The organism is Flagellimonas pelagia (assembly GCF_003584135.1).
Classification (GTDB): Bacteria; Bacteroidota; Bacteroidia; order Flavobacteriales; family Flavobacteriaceae; genus Flagellimonas; species Flagellimonas pelagia.
In genome coordinates this window covers 39,829-54,696 of sequence record NZ_QXFI01000009.1, presented here as the reverse complement: position 1 = coordinate 54,696, position 14,868 = coordinate 39,829, and the positions used below count along the sequence as shown (strand labels likewise).

The following is a 14,868-nucleotide window of genomic DNA, read 5'->3' as shown; positions in this document are numbered from 1 at the left end:
TTTTTGAATTTTTTAAAGATAAAAAAAGCATCCTTAAAAAGGATGCTTTCACTCATATGATATTGTTCCCTTCGACTACGCTCAGGGTGACACCTCGACTACGCTCAGGGCACTTAAAATTAAGCCAACATGGTTACTGGGTTCTCCAGATAAGCCCTCAAGGTTTGAAGGAACTGGGCCCCCGTAGCGCCGTCCACTGTTCTATGATCGCAGGCCAAAGTAACCGTCATGGTATTCCCGACAACAATCTGTCCATTTTTAACCACGGGTTTTTCCACAATGGCCCCCACGGATAAAATGGCCGAATTGGGTTGGTTGATGATGGAAGTGAATTCCAAAATACCGAACATACCCAAGTTGGAAACCGTAAAGGTACTTCCTTCCATTTCGTCCGGTTTGATTTTCTTAGTCCTTGCCCTACCGGCCAAATCCTTAACCGCTGTTCCCAATTGGGATAGGGTCAATTGATCGGCAAATTTGATCACGGGCACTACCAATCCATCTTCCACAGCTACGGCCACACCCATATGCACATGGTGTTTGTACACTGTGGTATCACCATTCCAAGAGGTATTTACCTGTGGATGTTTTTTAAGGGCCATGGCACAGGCCTTCAATACCATATCATTGAAAGACACCTTGGTGTCCGGCAAATTATTGATCTGTTCCCTTGAAGCCTTGGCATTGTCCATGTCCACTTCAATGGTCAAGTAATAATGTGGCGCGGTAAACTTGGATTCACCCAAACGCTTGGCGATGACCTTACGCATGGTAGAGTTTTTCACTTCTTCCACACTTTCCTGTCCTACCGGCAAATTCATCGGAGCCACTGGTGCAGCGGCTGCAGTGGTTTGGGCAGCAGGCGCAGTTGCAGATGCTGCAGAAGGTTGATAGTTCTCAACATCCTTTTTCACGATCCTACCGTGATCACCTGAGCCTTTTACATTGGCAAGGTTGATGCCTTTATCACTGGCTATTTTCTTGGCCAAAGGCGATGCCAAAATACGATGACCATCTTGGGCAACCGTAACGGTTTCCGTAGCTGTTTCGGCTTTGGGTGCTTCGGTCTTTGGAGCTTCTTCTGCTGGCGCGCTTGACGCAACATTCCCACCCGCTTGGGCATTCAAAACGGCATCCACATCGGTTCCTTCTGGTCCAATAATGGCCAAAAGGGAATCCACTGGAGCGCCTTCACCCTCCTTAATTCCTATATATAGAAGTACACCGGAATAGAAGGATTCAAACTCCATCGTGGCCTTATCGGTTTCGATTTCAGCCAAAATATCGCCTTCCTCTACTTTATCTCCAACTTTCTTCAACCAGCTGGCCACGGTACCTTCTTCCATGGTATCGCTCAGCCTTGGCATGGTCACGATTTCCACTCCTTCTGGAATGGAAGCAGCAGCTTTTGGAGCAGCAACTTTTTCTTCAGCATTGGGAGCCGTGGTTTCCTTGGCTTCTTCCTTAGCAGGGGTTCCCCCACCATTCAAAAGCGAAGAAATATCCTCTCCTTCCTTACCGATAATGGCCAAAAGTGAATCCACCGGAGCACCTTCCCCTTCCTGAATTCCTATGTGAAGCAACGTCCCCTCATGAAAGGATTCGAACTCCATGGTAGCCTTATCGGTCTCGATTTCGGCCAATATATCTCCTTCTTCTACTTTGTCCCCTACTTTTTTGAGCCATTTTGCCACGGTACCTTCTTCCATGGTATCGCTCAATCTAGGCATGGTGATTACTTCTGCCATCTAATTATAATTTATGTGGTAAAAATGGATAGTTTTCCTGTTCGTAAACAACGTCGTACAATTGCTCGATAGGTGGAAAATCCGACTCTTCCGCGAATTTCTCGCACTCGTCGACCAAATCCTTTACCTTTTTATCAATTTCTTTGATCTCATCTTCGCTGGCATACCCTTTTTCAAAGATAATGTCCTTTACTTGGGTGATGGGATCTATTTTCTTGTATTCCTCTACTTCTTCCTTGGTTCGGTAATGTTGCGCATCTGACATGGAGTGACCGCGGTAACGGTACGTTTTCATTTCCAAGAAAGTTGGTCCGCCACCGGAACGTGCACGCTCAATGGCCTTGTCCACTTCTTTGGCTACGGCCGCTGGATCCATACCATCAACTGGGCCACAAGGCATTTCGTAACCCAAGCCCAATTTCCAAATATCGGTGGTGTGTGATGTACGGGCAACCGATGTTCCCATGGCATAACCGTTGTTCTCACAAATAAAGACTACGGGCAACTGCCACAACATGGCCAAGTTGAATGATTCGTGCAAGGAACCTTGCCTTACTGCGCCATCCCCCATATAACAAAGGGTAACGGAATCCCTTTTGAAGTATTTATCGCCAAAGGCCAAACCTGTACCCAAAGGAATCTGTCCTCCCACGATACCATGGCCACCATAAAAACGGTGTTCCTTGGAGAAAATGTGCATGGAGCCTCCCATACCTTTGGAGGTTCCGGTCACCTTCCCGTAAAGCTCTGCCATTACCCTTTTTGGATCCACACCCATACCGATAGGTTGAACGTGGTTACGATAGGCAGTGATCATGCGGTCCTTGGTAAGGTCCATGGCATGCAGGGAACCCGCCAAAACGGCTTCTTGGCCATTGTACAGGTGGAGAAATCCCCTGACCTTTTGTTGAATATATACGGCGGCCAATTTGTCCTCGAACTTTCTCCAGAACAACATGTCCTCATACCATTTTAGGTAAACTTCTTTGGTGATTTTTTTCATCAACGGTAGTATTAATTGAAATTTCCCTGTGCTGGGGAAGAGCAAAAATACATATATATCTGTTTTGGAAAAAGAATTGGTTTAAGAATCACCCAAAAATGAGTTATCAAAGGCCAATGGCAAAATATCGGCCATGGAACTGCATTTGAATATAGGTCCTTTTTCCGCTTTCATTAAGAGAGAAATAGGCGATTGCTGCTTGTGCTCGTACTCCATGATGGACTGTCTGCAATTGCCGCACGGAGCTGCCGGCATATCCACCACATGCTCCTCGGATGCCGCACTGATAGCTATGGAAACAATGGCCACATCTGGGAACCTTGCCCCAGCCTGAAAGACGGCAACCCGTTCGGCACAGAGACCCGAAGGATAAGAAGCGTTCTCTTGATTGTTGCCGATAACGGTCTCACCATTTTCCAACAAAGCTGCAGCCCCTACCTTGAAACGGGAATAGGGTGCATAGGCATTTTTGCGGGCTTCCTCTGCGGCGCCTAACAATTTTTGATCATTTTGTGACAACTCTGCTTCGTCTTCAAAAATGAGAAGATCAAAACCGATTCGCTTTTTTTCCATTTGATATTGCGTATTACCCAAAAATAAGAAAACCTGTCCACGGGGACAGGTCTTCAACTATTTATTTATTGGATGATCAGTCGTTTAAAAATTCCTCCCCAAAATTGAAGGTCAAGGAAAAACGCAATGTATTTTCCAAAGGGTTTTTAACCTGCGAGGTGGAGAAAAGATAAGATAGATCTATCTGCGCCGACTTATACTTAAACCCTGCACCCAAGGTAAAATACTTACGGGCACCTTTTTCCGCACTCTCATTGAAATACCCTCCACGCAACATGAACGCTTCCCTAAAACGGTATTCGGTACCAAGCGCCCAAGTAATTTCTTTCAATTCTTCACTGAAACCATCCGGCGCATCGCCAAAAGATTCAAAAATTCCACTGAAAAAACTGATATTATGATATTCGTCGTTGTCTTCCGAAGTAATCTGTCCATCCCCATTAAAATCCCTAGGGGTGGGCACCAACAGTTTGTTGAATTCCGTATTGATGGCCAATACATTGTCTTGGTCAAAAATGAAATCGAAACCTGTTCCCACCTTTAAGTTGGTAGGCAAAAAGTTTTGCTGTCCGCCTTCATCATATTGCAAAGACCCACCAATATTGGAGATATTGAAACCCAATCTCCAACGACCATCAAAATTACTATAGGCAATTTCAGGTGATCGGTAAAATCCGGCCACATCCACTGCAAAGGCATTGGCCGCCTGAGAATCCTGTGTTCCATCCTGAAATCTTAGGTTGGAGCTGATGAACCTTCCTGCAACGGCCATGGAAAAGCTTTGGCTCAATTTCAGCGAGTAAGAACCATCCAAGGCAAATTCATTGGGTTTTACCAAAGTTGCCTCCTGATCGATCGTTTGCCTCAACTCTATTTCCCCAAGGCCAAAGTAGCGCAAGCCAAAGGCAAAGGCACTTCGATCGTTAAGTTTGTTATAAAAAGTGGCGTTCAACAACGAAACATCGTTCACGATTGTCTCCAAGTAGGGCGTATAGCTCACCCCGACACCCATTTTTTGCGTGGCAAAGGCATACTTTGCAGGGTTCCATTGCTGGGAATACGCATCAAAGGAAGTGGCAACACCCATGTCACCCATACCGGATGCCCTTGCATCGGCTGCTATGGTCAAAAAGGGTACAGCTGTGGTGATCGCTCTTTCTTGCTGTGCACTTATCCTTGGGGCCACGATAAGAAACACTACCAAAATGAGTAACTTTTTCATTCGAAGTTTTTAGCGTTTAGTAAAGTTCACGGTCCAAAATAGTTTTGGATGTATTACCTGTTAACGGTCTTTTAAGCAAATTCTTGTGACAAGGTGCATATTTTTTGTTCCTTTTTCGATGTTAGACATACCTATATATGAAATAGCCCACTATAACAAGGCGGCACAACCGTTAAAAAGTGCATCTTCCATACTAATTTACAACCATCTCCGTTACAAAAGTGTAGCCAGTGCCAAAGCAGGCGTGGCCAGAATTATTTGATGAGCACAAAATATAATGGCAAAAATGTCGTTTTAATGCCATTGAAGGATTAAAAAAATCTAAACAAGTTGAAGTTACCAAGGGTATAAAACCCTAAGTATTAAAGTACTCAAGCCCAAATTATGAAAAAACACTTTATCAAAGTTGTCCTTTCTTGCGCTATTGTGATGGGAAGTTTTTCAAGCTGTAAAAACTCTTCATCTTCCAAGAACGTCTCCAGAGCCACTGGTTGGAAAATCAACGCCAAAGAAGGAGGGTTCCAATACAATTCCGACTTCAAGGAGCAGGAAACTCCTCCAGGAACCGTATTTGTTGAAGGTGGAACCTTTACCAAAGGTAAGGTCCAAGATGATGTCATGCACGATTGGAACAACACACCTACGCAACAACACGTACAGTCCTTCTACATGGATGAAACAGAGGTAACCAATGTGATGTACTTGGAGTACCTTGATTATCTTAAGGAAGTATATCCACCGGAAAACCCCAACTACACCAATATCTATACCGGTGCCCTACCTGACACCTTGGTGTGGAGGAACCGATTGGGCTTTAACGAGACTATGACCAACAACTACCTAAGGCACCCAGCCTATGCGGAATATCCTGTTGTGGGTGTTAACTGGGTACAGGCTACCCAATACGCCGAATGGAGAACCGACAGGGTAAACGAAGCCATGTTGGAAAGGGAAGGTTATTTGGCCGATGACACCAAATATAAAGTATTGAACGGGGAAGTAGACGGTACTTTTAGCACCGAAGCTTACTTGAACAATCCTACTTCTGTCTATGGTGGTGAGATCGATTCGTTGCAAGGAAAACAAAAGCGTGACTCCGTGAACGTATTTGCCAAAAGAAGTAGCGGTGTGATCATGCCCGAATATAGACTTCCTACCGAAACCGAATGGGAATATGCTGCCCAAGCTTTGGTCGGATCACGTGAGTACAACAACTACAGGGGTAGAAAGAAATACCCATGGGAAGGTGACTACACCCGTAACGGACAACGTGTGGGACGTGGTGATCAGTTGGCCAACTTTAAACAAGGTAAAGGTGACTACGGTGGTATTGCCGAGTGGTCCGATGACGGAGCCGACATTACAGCCCAGGTAAAATCCTATAAGCCCAACGATTTTGGTCTGTACGACATGGCCGGTAATGTAAGCGAATGGGTTGCCGACGTATACCGCCCCATTGTGGATGATGAGATCAGTGACTTTAACTATTACCGTGGTAACGTTTTCATGAAGAAAGCCATTGGTGAAGATGGTAAAGTAGAAATATTGACCGACCAGATTGTTTATGACACCTTGCCAAACGGTAAAGTGGTGGCCATGAACCTGCCTGGTGAAATCAAAGAAGTTCCTGTTGGTGAGGAAGAAACTTACCTAAGGACCAACTTTGACAAGAGTGACAATCGTGGTTACAGGGACGGTGACCCAGGTTCTTCAAGATTCTTTGATCGTTTCAGCGACGAAGAGGACAATAGAAAAATGTACGACTCTCCACAGTTTAAAGCTGAGCGTGATTCAACAGGAAAACTGGTTCGTAAATACGATACATCCAACTACAGGACTTCATTGATCAATGACGAGGTAAGGGTTTACAAAGGTGGTTCTTGGAGAGACAGGGCCTATTGGTTAGATCCTGCCCAAAGAAGGTATCTGCCACAATATATGGCCACGGACGACATCGGTTTTAGATGTGCCATGTCCAGAGTGGGTTCCAAATCCAAGATCAAGAACAAAACGGTTAGGCACAAAAAAGCCAAATAAGAACTGTAAGCATATTTTTAAAAGCTCCGACCAAAAATCGGGGCTTTTTTTTATCTTCGATTCATGACATTGGAAAAACTTCATGCCCTATTTTTGGAGCATCCTATCATTTGCACCGACACCCGAAAAATTGAGGAAAACTGTATGTTCTTTGCCCTTAAGGGCCCCAACTTCAATGGCAATGCCTTTGCAAAGGATGCACTGGGAAAAGGGGCTGCATACGCCATCATAGATGAGGAAGAACACCGGACCTCAGAAAAGACGATTCTGGTGAACGATGTGTTGGAAACCCTCCAGCAGTTATCCACTTTCCATAGAAACCGCAACAAGGCCAAGATCATTTCCTTGACCGGCAGTAACGGCAAGACTACTACCAAGGAGTTGATCAATGCAGTGATTTCAAAAAAATACAGGACCATTGCCACACAAGGGAACCTCAACAACCATATCGGGGTGCCCCTGACGCTTCTATCCATCAAGGAAGACACAGAAATGGCCATTGTGGAAATGGGAGCCAACCACAAGCGCGAAATTGCCCATTTGTGCCAAATAGCACAACCCGACTTTGGGTACATTACCAATTTTGGCAAGGCCCATTTGGAAGGATTTGGAGGAGTGGAAGGCGTAATCCAGGGAAAAAGTGAGCTTTATGACTACCTGACATCCCATGATAAGTACGTATTTATGAATGCCGATGATCCCATCCAACGGGAAAAGCTGGCGACTTACACCAAAAAAATAGGATTCAGCACTTCGGACCGCACGTATTACAACATTGCATTTGTAGAGGCCAATCCCTATGTTGTTTTGGAAGCTGAAGGTCTTCGAATGGAATCACAACTCATCGGCAAATACAATTTTACGAATTGTTGTGCCGCCGTTCTCATGGGAAAATATTTCAATGTGCCTTTAGAAGATATCAAAGCTGCGATTGAATCCTATCAACCCAAGAACAACCGTTCCCAAATCATGGATAAAAACGGTTATAAGATCATCTTGGATGCCTATAATGCCAACCCGACCAGTATGAAGGCTGCCTTGGAAAACTTTCATGCCATGGATGCCCCAGATAAAATAATGATCATTGGCGACATGTTCGAATTGGGACCGACGGCCGCAGAAGAGCATCAGGGTATTGCAGACTTAGCCGAACAATTGAATTTTGAACAGGTGTATTTAGTTGGAGAAAACTTTTTTGGCGTGGATACTCCCTTCCAAAAGTTTAAAAGCTTTGCCGACTTCAAGGAGTTTTTGACCCATCAACCTATAAAAAAGGGAACACTTTTGATCAAGGGATCACGAGGAATGGCTCTGGAACGGGTCTTGGAAAACTTGTAAAGAATTGAAAAAAAGTGGGATATACTGGATTCGAACCAGTGACCTCTGCCCTGTCAAGGCAGCGCTCTAAACCAACTGAGCTAATATCCCATTAAAAAGCGGTGCAATATCGGAAATTATTACCAATCCCCATACTCTGCCGAATTTTTTGATGTTTCGTGCAGGGTAATGTGCAGCAACTGGCCCTTTGCCAATTTTGGTTTCAAGATATCATAAATGACCTTTACAAAGTACTCCGTAGTAGGTAACAGGTCTTTGAACTCGGGGCAATCCTCATTTAAGTTTTTATGATCGAACCGTTCCTCGATCTCGTCCTTTATCAAAATACCCAATTCCGCCAAATCCATCACAAAACCCGTATTGGGATCCACCTCTCCCCTGATCCGGACCTCCAAATCAAAATTGTGGCCATGAAAACTTGGGCTATTGCACTTACCAAAAACCTCCACGTTCTTTTCCTTGCTCCAATTGGGATTGTGGAGCCTATGTGCAGCATTAAAATGGGCTTTTCTACAAATTGTGGCAATCATATTGCAAGTGAATTCTCTAATGTTTTTGGATTCACAAAATTATTGATTCCAACTGAAATGACCTTTGAAATCACCAAAGAATATCTCCCAATAAAAAAGCCCCCGGTTTCCCGGAGGCTTGCGTCAAGCTTAGTTAATTAAAACCAACTTGAACACCCATCTTAACAACTTAAATACATATAAATCAAAAAACAATCGTCTAAGGGCACAAAACATGGAGAGCCTTTTCCTCTACATTGACAAAGATTTCCCTGTCCATAAGATTGTGCAGCTCTCCATCCGCTTGCATCAAATGTTCCTTTTGCTTGTCCTCAAAGGCCAATTTTAAATGTTTGACCTTGTAGTATTGTATTTTTTTCAAATATTGATCCAACCGTAATAGAATGAACAAACCCATGAAGAGCATCTGAAACTTGCTCAAATCATCAATGATGACCACATCCAACAATCCATCCTGGAGGGAAGCCATCCGGGTAAGCGAAATATCATAGCCCATTACTTTTGAATTGGAAATGAAAAACATAAAGGGTCTGGTCTTAAAACTCTTCCCGTTCATTTCCACATTAATCTTTTCGTTGTACTTAAAATCCCTGATGGATTTTATCACCGCTTTGAGGTACGCCCAAAACCTTCGGTGCTGCGAAGCGTTGTAGTTGGAAATCACGGTGGCGTCGAACCCGATACCCATGTTGCTGAAAAACGGCTTGCCGTTTACCATGGCCACATCGATTCTATTGGTTTTTCCACTTTTGATGATTTCCACCGCTCTTTTTATGTTTCGGGAAATGTCCAGACTTTCGGCCAGACCATTGCCTGAACCCATGGGAATGATTCCCAACAGTACTTTGGTGTGCACCAGACAGGAGGCCACCTCATTGATGGTGCCATCGCCTCCACAGGCCACAATGATCCCTGCTCCTTCCGCCAAAGATTCCTTGGCCAGTAAAGTCGCATGCCCGGGATAGTTAGACGTTTTTATGGTCAGCTCATATTGCTCGGGCTCAAAATACCCGGACAAAGATGCCTTATTAAAAGTGGCATCTCCCCTTCCTGCTATCGGATTTACTATAAAATGGACCTTGTTCATGGATTTGCATTTAGATCTAGTCCTCCTTGGTTGTAGAGATAATCGGCCAATTGATAATATGATATGGTCTCGGTCAAAAACGCGTCGTCCGTAGGTTCACCGGAAAGGCTGTTATCTTCTTTGTTCCAAGTATATTGATTGGCCACTTTGCCATCGCCCAACACCATCAATTCATTGGATTTCAATAGTCCCAATTTTCTATAATTGCCTACAAAAGCCCTTTGCTCCTCGGGTTTCATGCCGAAAACATCTCTACCAAAAAAATTGTTTTCGTAGCCCCAACCCAACATGGAAAATAGGGTCGGCATCACATCGATCTGGGAGCATTGTTGGGTAATCTGATACCCTTTGCCTCCCTCCAAATTCACCACAATGGCCGGAATGTGATAATTGTCCACATCCAGTTCCCATCTGCCTGCACTGCTGGCACAATGATCGGCCATGATCACAAAAACGGTATTGTTGTACCAAGGTTTGGATCTTGCCTGCTTCAAGAATTGACCTATGGCAAAGTCGGTGTATTTGACCGCTCCGCTCCGTCCCGTTCCCGAAGGAATGTCGATTTTCCCTTCAGGATAGGTATAGGGTTTATGGTTGGAAGTGGTCATGATAAAATCAAAGAAAGGTCTTCCCTGTTCCGATGCAGCATCTGCTTCTCTCATCACTTTGTTGAAAATATCCTCATCGCAAACCCCCCAGGCATTTTCAAAAGTGACTTCATCATCTTCAATATTCTTTCGAGTAGTGACGATATCCCCTGATGGTAAAAATCCTCGTCCACGGTCCACAATATCGAACCCGTTTCCACTAAAAAATTTATCCATGTTGTCGAAGTATCCATCCCCACCATAAAAAAAAGTTCGGGAGTATCCTTTGCTCTTGAATACCTCTCCAATGGTAAACAAGTTTTGGTTATGCTTGCGCTTTACAATACTCCTTCCCGGTGTTGGTGGAATGCTCAAGGTGATGGCTTCCATGCCCCTTACCGTTCGGGTTCCGGTTGCATATAGATTGGTAAAATAGGTCTCCTCCTTTGCAATGGAATCCAGGTTTGGGGTAATATGCTTTTCATTGCCAAAAATGCCCAGATAACCGGCACTCAAACTTTCTACACAGATCAAGATTACATTAGGTCTTTTTTCTACCCCTCCTTTAATGGTTCTGAAAATGTTCTTTTCAGGATGCAAAAGACTGTCCAACGGCCCACTGATCTGATGTTGGACATTTGTCAGTGCCTGTTTTTCGGGGATAGTCTTATAAAAATCGGTATAGCTGAGTTCATTGTTCCTGAAAGCAGCAAAAAAGGAATAGATACCCGCTTTGGATAGTTCGTTGTTATATCTATTGTTTGATGTTTCCGCAAAGTCATTCTCAATGGATGCTGCATAGAACAACATGATTCCAATGACCACAAGTGAAGGAAGCCACTTTTGTTTGAATCCTTCACTAGCGTTGAATGTCTTTTGAAACCATCCTTTCCTTTTAAAAAGCCATACGGTGACCACCACCAAGAGCAACATCCCACCTATCAAAATAGGCAAAGGATAGGATTCGTTGATGTTCTTGAACACCTCGTAGGTATAGATGAGATAATCCACAGCGATAAAATTGAACCGCCTTTGAAACTCATCCCAAAAGGTGACCTCAGCAAAAAAGGAAAAGTAAACCACCAGTAAAGCCAATGAAAATCCAAAGTAAACCAATATGCGGTCAACCAAAGTCCCATAAAACCGTTTGGGCATCAACAAAAAATAAAGGGTGGCTGCCACATAGAAGAAGGACACTGTGCCCAAATCAAAGAACAGTCCCACAAAAAATACCTTCAACAGACCCATAAAAGAGTGGTCCACTTGTGAGAAATCCATCATCAAAAATGCCAAACGCATCAAAAAGGACAATACTAGAAATAGTACTGCGAAGGCATTTACCAAAGTGTAGCGTGAAGGAAATAATTTTAAACTCGTTTTCATGTATGCAATCAATATGTGCAAGAGCTTTGGGGGTTCAAAGACCTCGTTCAGTCCATTTCAAATTTGAATCCAATACCAAAATAATTGGCCTTTAGGCCAGTACTCCGCTGGTAGTTGTTATACTTTAAATCAATACTCTTTAACCCGAACCGCCACGTTTTGAACTTGGTAAAAATGTCAGTGTACGATATGCCAAATCCATATTGGTGCGCATCGTATTTGGACAGGTCAAAATCCGAAGTATAGTACTGCTCCGTGGACAAATGGGTATCAAAAGGCGCGAAATAGTCTATCTGGTTCTGTGTATAATAGCGATAGGACGGATATAAGGTGAAATTTTGCGAAATCTTGATGGGTAGTTCCACGCTGGCCGTATGCGCCCGTAATCCCCAGTCATCAAAATAGTAACGGTAATAGGTACGGACCGTCAAAATTTCGTTGAAATAATGGTTCAAACGAATGCCTATCGGAAATTTAAGCCTATTGTCCGGCAACCGTTCCATATCGTCGGCCAACATAAAGACTTCCGTGTTTTGGGATGAAGTGTAATAAGGAATACTGGCCGGATTTCCGATAAAATAGTTGGGGACATCCGCAAAATATACCCGTTGCATTGGGTTGGAAAGCCATCCCTCTTGACGGACTACATCCGCGAAAATGGACATTTGGGTATTCTTGCCCAATATTTGGGAAAAGGACACCGAGAAAGCATAACTGTTCCGCTTTTTGTCCGAAATCAAGCTAAACCCATTGATGGGATTCCAAGTATTGGAACCGCTCTTGTTGGTAAGATTCCCATTTTGGTCCCAAATATCCACTCCGGTAAAAAACCCGGCATTCAGATTGCCATTGACTTCCAAATAACTATCCAATTCAGTGGGATATCTGGGCAACCAACTATCCAAGAATACACTTCCTTTCAGACTAAGCTCTGTATTCTTTTCATTGAAAAGTCGGGTATAACCGCCTCCAAAACCAAAGGAAATATAGTCGAACTCGGCAGCAAAGGAAACATTTCCGCTTACAATCTGGTCGCGATCATCGGAGCTGTGGGAATACCCCACCGAAACACTACCCCAAGTATCTTGTCGGGATGCACCCGAAGATGCCACCCATGGACTTCCGATGGCACCGGTATATCCTCCGGGGTTGTCATCATCCTCCCCGTCGTCGTCACCACCGCCAATACCTCCACCACCAGTGGATGCACCACTCACACCACCATTGGTTTTGGTAATATCAAATGGATTCAAATTACTGGAAGAAGCCGAGGTATAGGTAGAAATCCCTACATCAACACTGAGAACATCATCGTCATTCAAGGGAATGCTCACTACAATGGAGGGTGCTATATCGGTAAGCTGTTCTGTACCGATACCTCCGGTAACGGATGCGTTGTTACCCGTTTGTTCGTAATAACTGGAAAGGATATCCACTTCGGTGGATTCCAAAACCCTCTTTTTATAGGAATTGGCATTTTCCTGTTGGGCCATACCCAATACGGGGAAGAGCAGCAACAACCATCTCAACCTGAATATGTCCATCTTAATTGCAACCACAACCACCTCCTGTTTTTCCTCCATTTCCACCAGATGCCCCTTCGCGGTACACCTGATAATTAGTTTCGAACTTTACAAATTTCTTGTCGGCCAGCACCATATCGGGGTCGTTGATGTCCACCTTTTCATATTCGTGCAATACCACGCAGGATGATAGACTGGTCAAGGCGCACAGGGCAATCACTATCTTCTTCATATACAATTATTTGCTTTGTGTTTCAATTCCTTTTAGGGCGATGTTCTCAGAGGTGATGATCTTATTGTCATCATCCACAATGATACACTCCACCCCTTTTAATTGGTTGACGAAATCCACACCGGTTTCCACTCCCATCACAAAAATTGAAGTGGCCAGGGCATCGGCGAGTTCGGCATTTTTGGTAAAGATGGTAGCACTACGTACCCCTTTGCTGGGATACCCGGTTCTTGGATCGATGATATGGGTGTAGCGTTCCCCGTTCAGGATGATGAATTTTTCATAATTCCCGGATGTAACCACGGCTTGGTCGCGCACGGGCAACCACGAAAAGACCTTGTTCTTGTTAAGGGGGTTCACAATGGCCACCATCCAGTCCTTACCATCAGGTTGGGTGCCCCAAGCGTTCAGATCTCCTGATGCATTGATGATTCCCGAGGTTACACCGTGTTTCAACAACAATGCTTTGGCCATATCCGCCGCATATCCTTTACCGATAGCGCCAAAGCCAATTTTCATTCCTTCTTTCTTCAGAAAAACGGTGCCGTTCTCGGGATCCAATAGTATATTTTGATAGCCTACCTTGGCAACGGACTGTTTGATTGCTTCTTCGGATGGCATTTCCATCACGGAACCATCAAACTTCCAGATACGGTCCATAGATGCGTAACTGATATCAAAAGCTCCTTGGGTCAATTTTGAGATTTTGATGGCCCTTTCGATCAGATTAAAAAGTTCACGATCTACTTTCACTGGGGACACACCTGCGTTCTTATTGATCATGGAAGTCTGGGAATTCGGGTCCCAAGAAGAAATCAGGCGCTCTATTCTGGTAATCTCAGCAATGGCCAAGTCCATATATTCATCCCCCTTGGCTTGATTTTCCGCTACAACGGTGAGATCAAATCGGCTGCCCATCAATTTTAGGGTACGCTGGAACACCTGCAGTTGGGAAGTGGTGTCGGACAATGTTTCGTTTGATCGACCGGCATATGCCGAAATGACTAAAAGAAACAAGGCTGCACTGAAAAGAATGTTTTTCAACTTAAACATAGCTGTTCCTTAAAAAGATTTCAACTTGTTGAAATAGGCCTTTGGGGTAGATTTTTCGTATCCTGCCTGCCCCAGTACTTTTCCGGTGGCATCAAGCACCACCACGTAGGGGAAATATCCGTTCGGATTGTATTTGGAGGCCAATGTTTTATTGTGCTCTTCCTGGGCAACCGGCAATTTATTCTGTTTTTTTCTCGGAAAATCGGCCTTCAACATGACAAAATGGTCCTTGGCCAGACTTTGGAATTCTTGGGTGCTCCAGATTTCACGATCCAATTTAATGCAGGGTGCACACCAATCGGAGCCTTGAAACACCAAAATGATATTTTCATTATTCTTTTTGGCCAGTTCCTGGGCTTTCCCCAAGTTGGTTTGCCACTCTTGGGCCGATAGGTTTTGTATCACTAAAAAACAGCCCAAGAACAAGGCCGTCAACCATTTTTTGTAGTGCATCATCCGGATATAAATTTCTTTTTCTATTACTTAGACAGGCAAATGGGGATACACCCTATTTTTTTCTAATTATTTTTGTGATCAGCGCAAAACGTTTTG

Annotated in this window: 13 protein-coding genes and 1 tRNA gene; 2 read left to right on the top strand and 12 right to left on the bottom strand. The window is 44.1% G+C overall.

Going from position 1 to position 14,868, the window contains the following annotated elements:
• Nucleotides 1-119: 119 nt before the first annotated feature.
• From D2V05_RS02025 to porV, 4 genes are all read right to left on the bottom strand, one after another.
• The gene (locus tag D2V05_RS02025; RefSeq protein ID WP_119645926.1) at nucleotides 120-1,748 is read right to left on the bottom strand and encodes a pyruvate dehydrogenase complex dihydrolipoamide acetyltransferase; all 1,629 of its coding nucleotides are present in this window, start codon (nucleotides 1,746-1,748) and stop codon (nucleotides 120-122) included.
• 4 nt (nucleotides 1,749-1,752) lie between these two features.
• On the bottom strand, nucleotides 1,753-2,751 hold the full coding sequence (gene pdhA / locus D2V05_RS02020) for a pyruvate dehydrogenase (acetyl-transferring) E1 component subunit alpha (protein ID WP_119639360.1): 999 nt from the start codon (nucleotides 2,749-2,751) through the stop codon (nucleotides 1,753-1,755).
• Nucleotides 2,752-2,832: 81 nt separating this feature from the next.
• The gene (cdd, locus tag D2V05_RS02015; protein WP_119645925.1) at nucleotides 2,833-3,324 is read right to left on the bottom strand and encodes a cytidine deaminase; all 492 of its coding nucleotides are present in this window, start codon (nucleotides 3,322-3,324) and stop codon (nucleotides 2,833-2,835) included.
• A gap of 76 nt (nucleotides 3,325-3,400) precedes the next feature.
• Nucleotides 3,401-4,546 carry a type IX secretion system outer membrane channel protein PorV gene (gene porV / locus D2V05_RS02010; protein WP_119645924.1) on the bottom strand — a complete coding sequence of 382 codons (1,146 nt, stop codon included), beginning with the start codon at nucleotides 4,544-4,546 and terminating at the stop codon, nucleotides 3,401-3,403.
• A gap of 384 nt (nucleotides 4,547-4,930) precedes the next feature.
• Here porV and gldJ point away from each other — a divergent pair, with 384 nt between their 5' ends.
• Both gldJ and D2V05_RS02000 read left to right on the top strand, forming a co-directional pair.
• Nucleotides 4,931-6,583: a gliding motility lipoprotein GldJ gene (gene gldJ / locus D2V05_RS02005; protein WP_119645923.1), complete on the top strand. Its 1,653-nt coding sequence runs from the start codon at nucleotides 4,931-4,933 to the stop codon at nucleotides 6,581-6,583.
• Between the two features lie 63 nt (nucleotides 6,584-6,646).
• On the top strand, nucleotides 6,647-7,921 hold the full coding sequence (locus D2V05_RS02000) for a UDP-N-acetylmuramoyl-tripeptide--D-alanyl-D-alanine ligase (RefSeq protein ID WP_119645922.1): 1,275 nt from the start codon (nucleotides 6,647-6,649) through the stop codon (nucleotides 7,919-7,921).
• 15 nt (nucleotides 7,922-7,936) lie between these two features.
• Here D2V05_RS02000 and D2V05_RS01995 read toward each other — a convergent pair.
• The 8 genes from D2V05_RS01995 to D2V05_RS01960 all read right to left on the bottom strand — a co-directional run bounded on the left by D2V05_RS01995 (nucleotide 7,937) and on the right by D2V05_RS01960 (nucleotide 14,772).
• Nucleotides 7,937-8,011: transfer RNA gene (locus tag D2V05_RS01995), tRNA-Val, on the bottom strand.
• Nucleotides 8,012-8,040: 29 nt separating this feature from the next.
• The gene (locus D2V05_RS01990; RefSeq protein ID WP_119645921.1) at nucleotides 8,041-8,451 is read right to left on the bottom strand and encodes a 6-carboxytetrahydropterin synthase; all 411 of its coding nucleotides are present in this window, start codon (nucleotides 8,449-8,451) and stop codon (nucleotides 8,041-8,043) included.
• 199 nt (nucleotides 8,452-8,650) lie between these two features.
• Nucleotides 8,651-9,538, bottom strand: a complete 888-nt coding sequence (locus tag D2V05_RS01985) for a diacylglycerol/lipid kinase family protein (RefSeq protein ID WP_119645920.1) — start codon at nucleotides 9,536-9,538, stop codon at nucleotides 8,651-8,653.
• Nucleotides 9,535-11,508, bottom strand: coding sequence for an LTA synthase family protein (locus D2V05_RS01980; RefSeq protein WP_119645919.1), 1,974 nt, complete (start codon nucleotides 11,506-11,508; stop codon nucleotides 9,535-9,537). The genes D2V05_RS01985 and D2V05_RS01980 overlap by 4 nt, the downstream gene beginning before the upstream one ends.
• Before the next feature lie 47 nt (nucleotides 11,509-11,555).
• Nucleotides 11,556-13,052, bottom strand: a complete 1,497-nt coding sequence (locus D2V05_RS01975) for a DUF3570 domain-containing protein (RefSeq protein ID WP_235855360.1) — start codon at nucleotides 13,050-13,052, stop codon at nucleotides 11,556-11,558.
• A gap of 1 nt (nucleotide 13,053) precedes the next feature.
• Entirely contained in the window at nucleotides 13,054-13,263 is a 210-nt protein-coding gene (locus D2V05_RS01970; RefSeq protein ID WP_119645917.1) for a DUF4266 domain-containing protein, read from the bottom strand.
• Nucleotides 13,264-13,269: 6 nt separating this feature from the next.
• Entirely contained in the window at nucleotides 13,270-14,316 is a 1,047-nt protein-coding gene (locus tag D2V05_RS01965; RefSeq protein WP_119645916.1) for an FAD:protein FMN transferase, read from the bottom strand.
• 9 nt (nucleotides 14,317-14,325) lie between these two features.
• A complete protein-coding gene (locus D2V05_RS01960; RefSeq protein WP_119645915.1) occupies nucleotides 14,326-14,772 on the bottom strand; it encodes a thioredoxin family protein in 447 nt (148 codons plus the stop codon).
• Nucleotides 14,773-14,868: the final 96 nt, after the last annotated feature.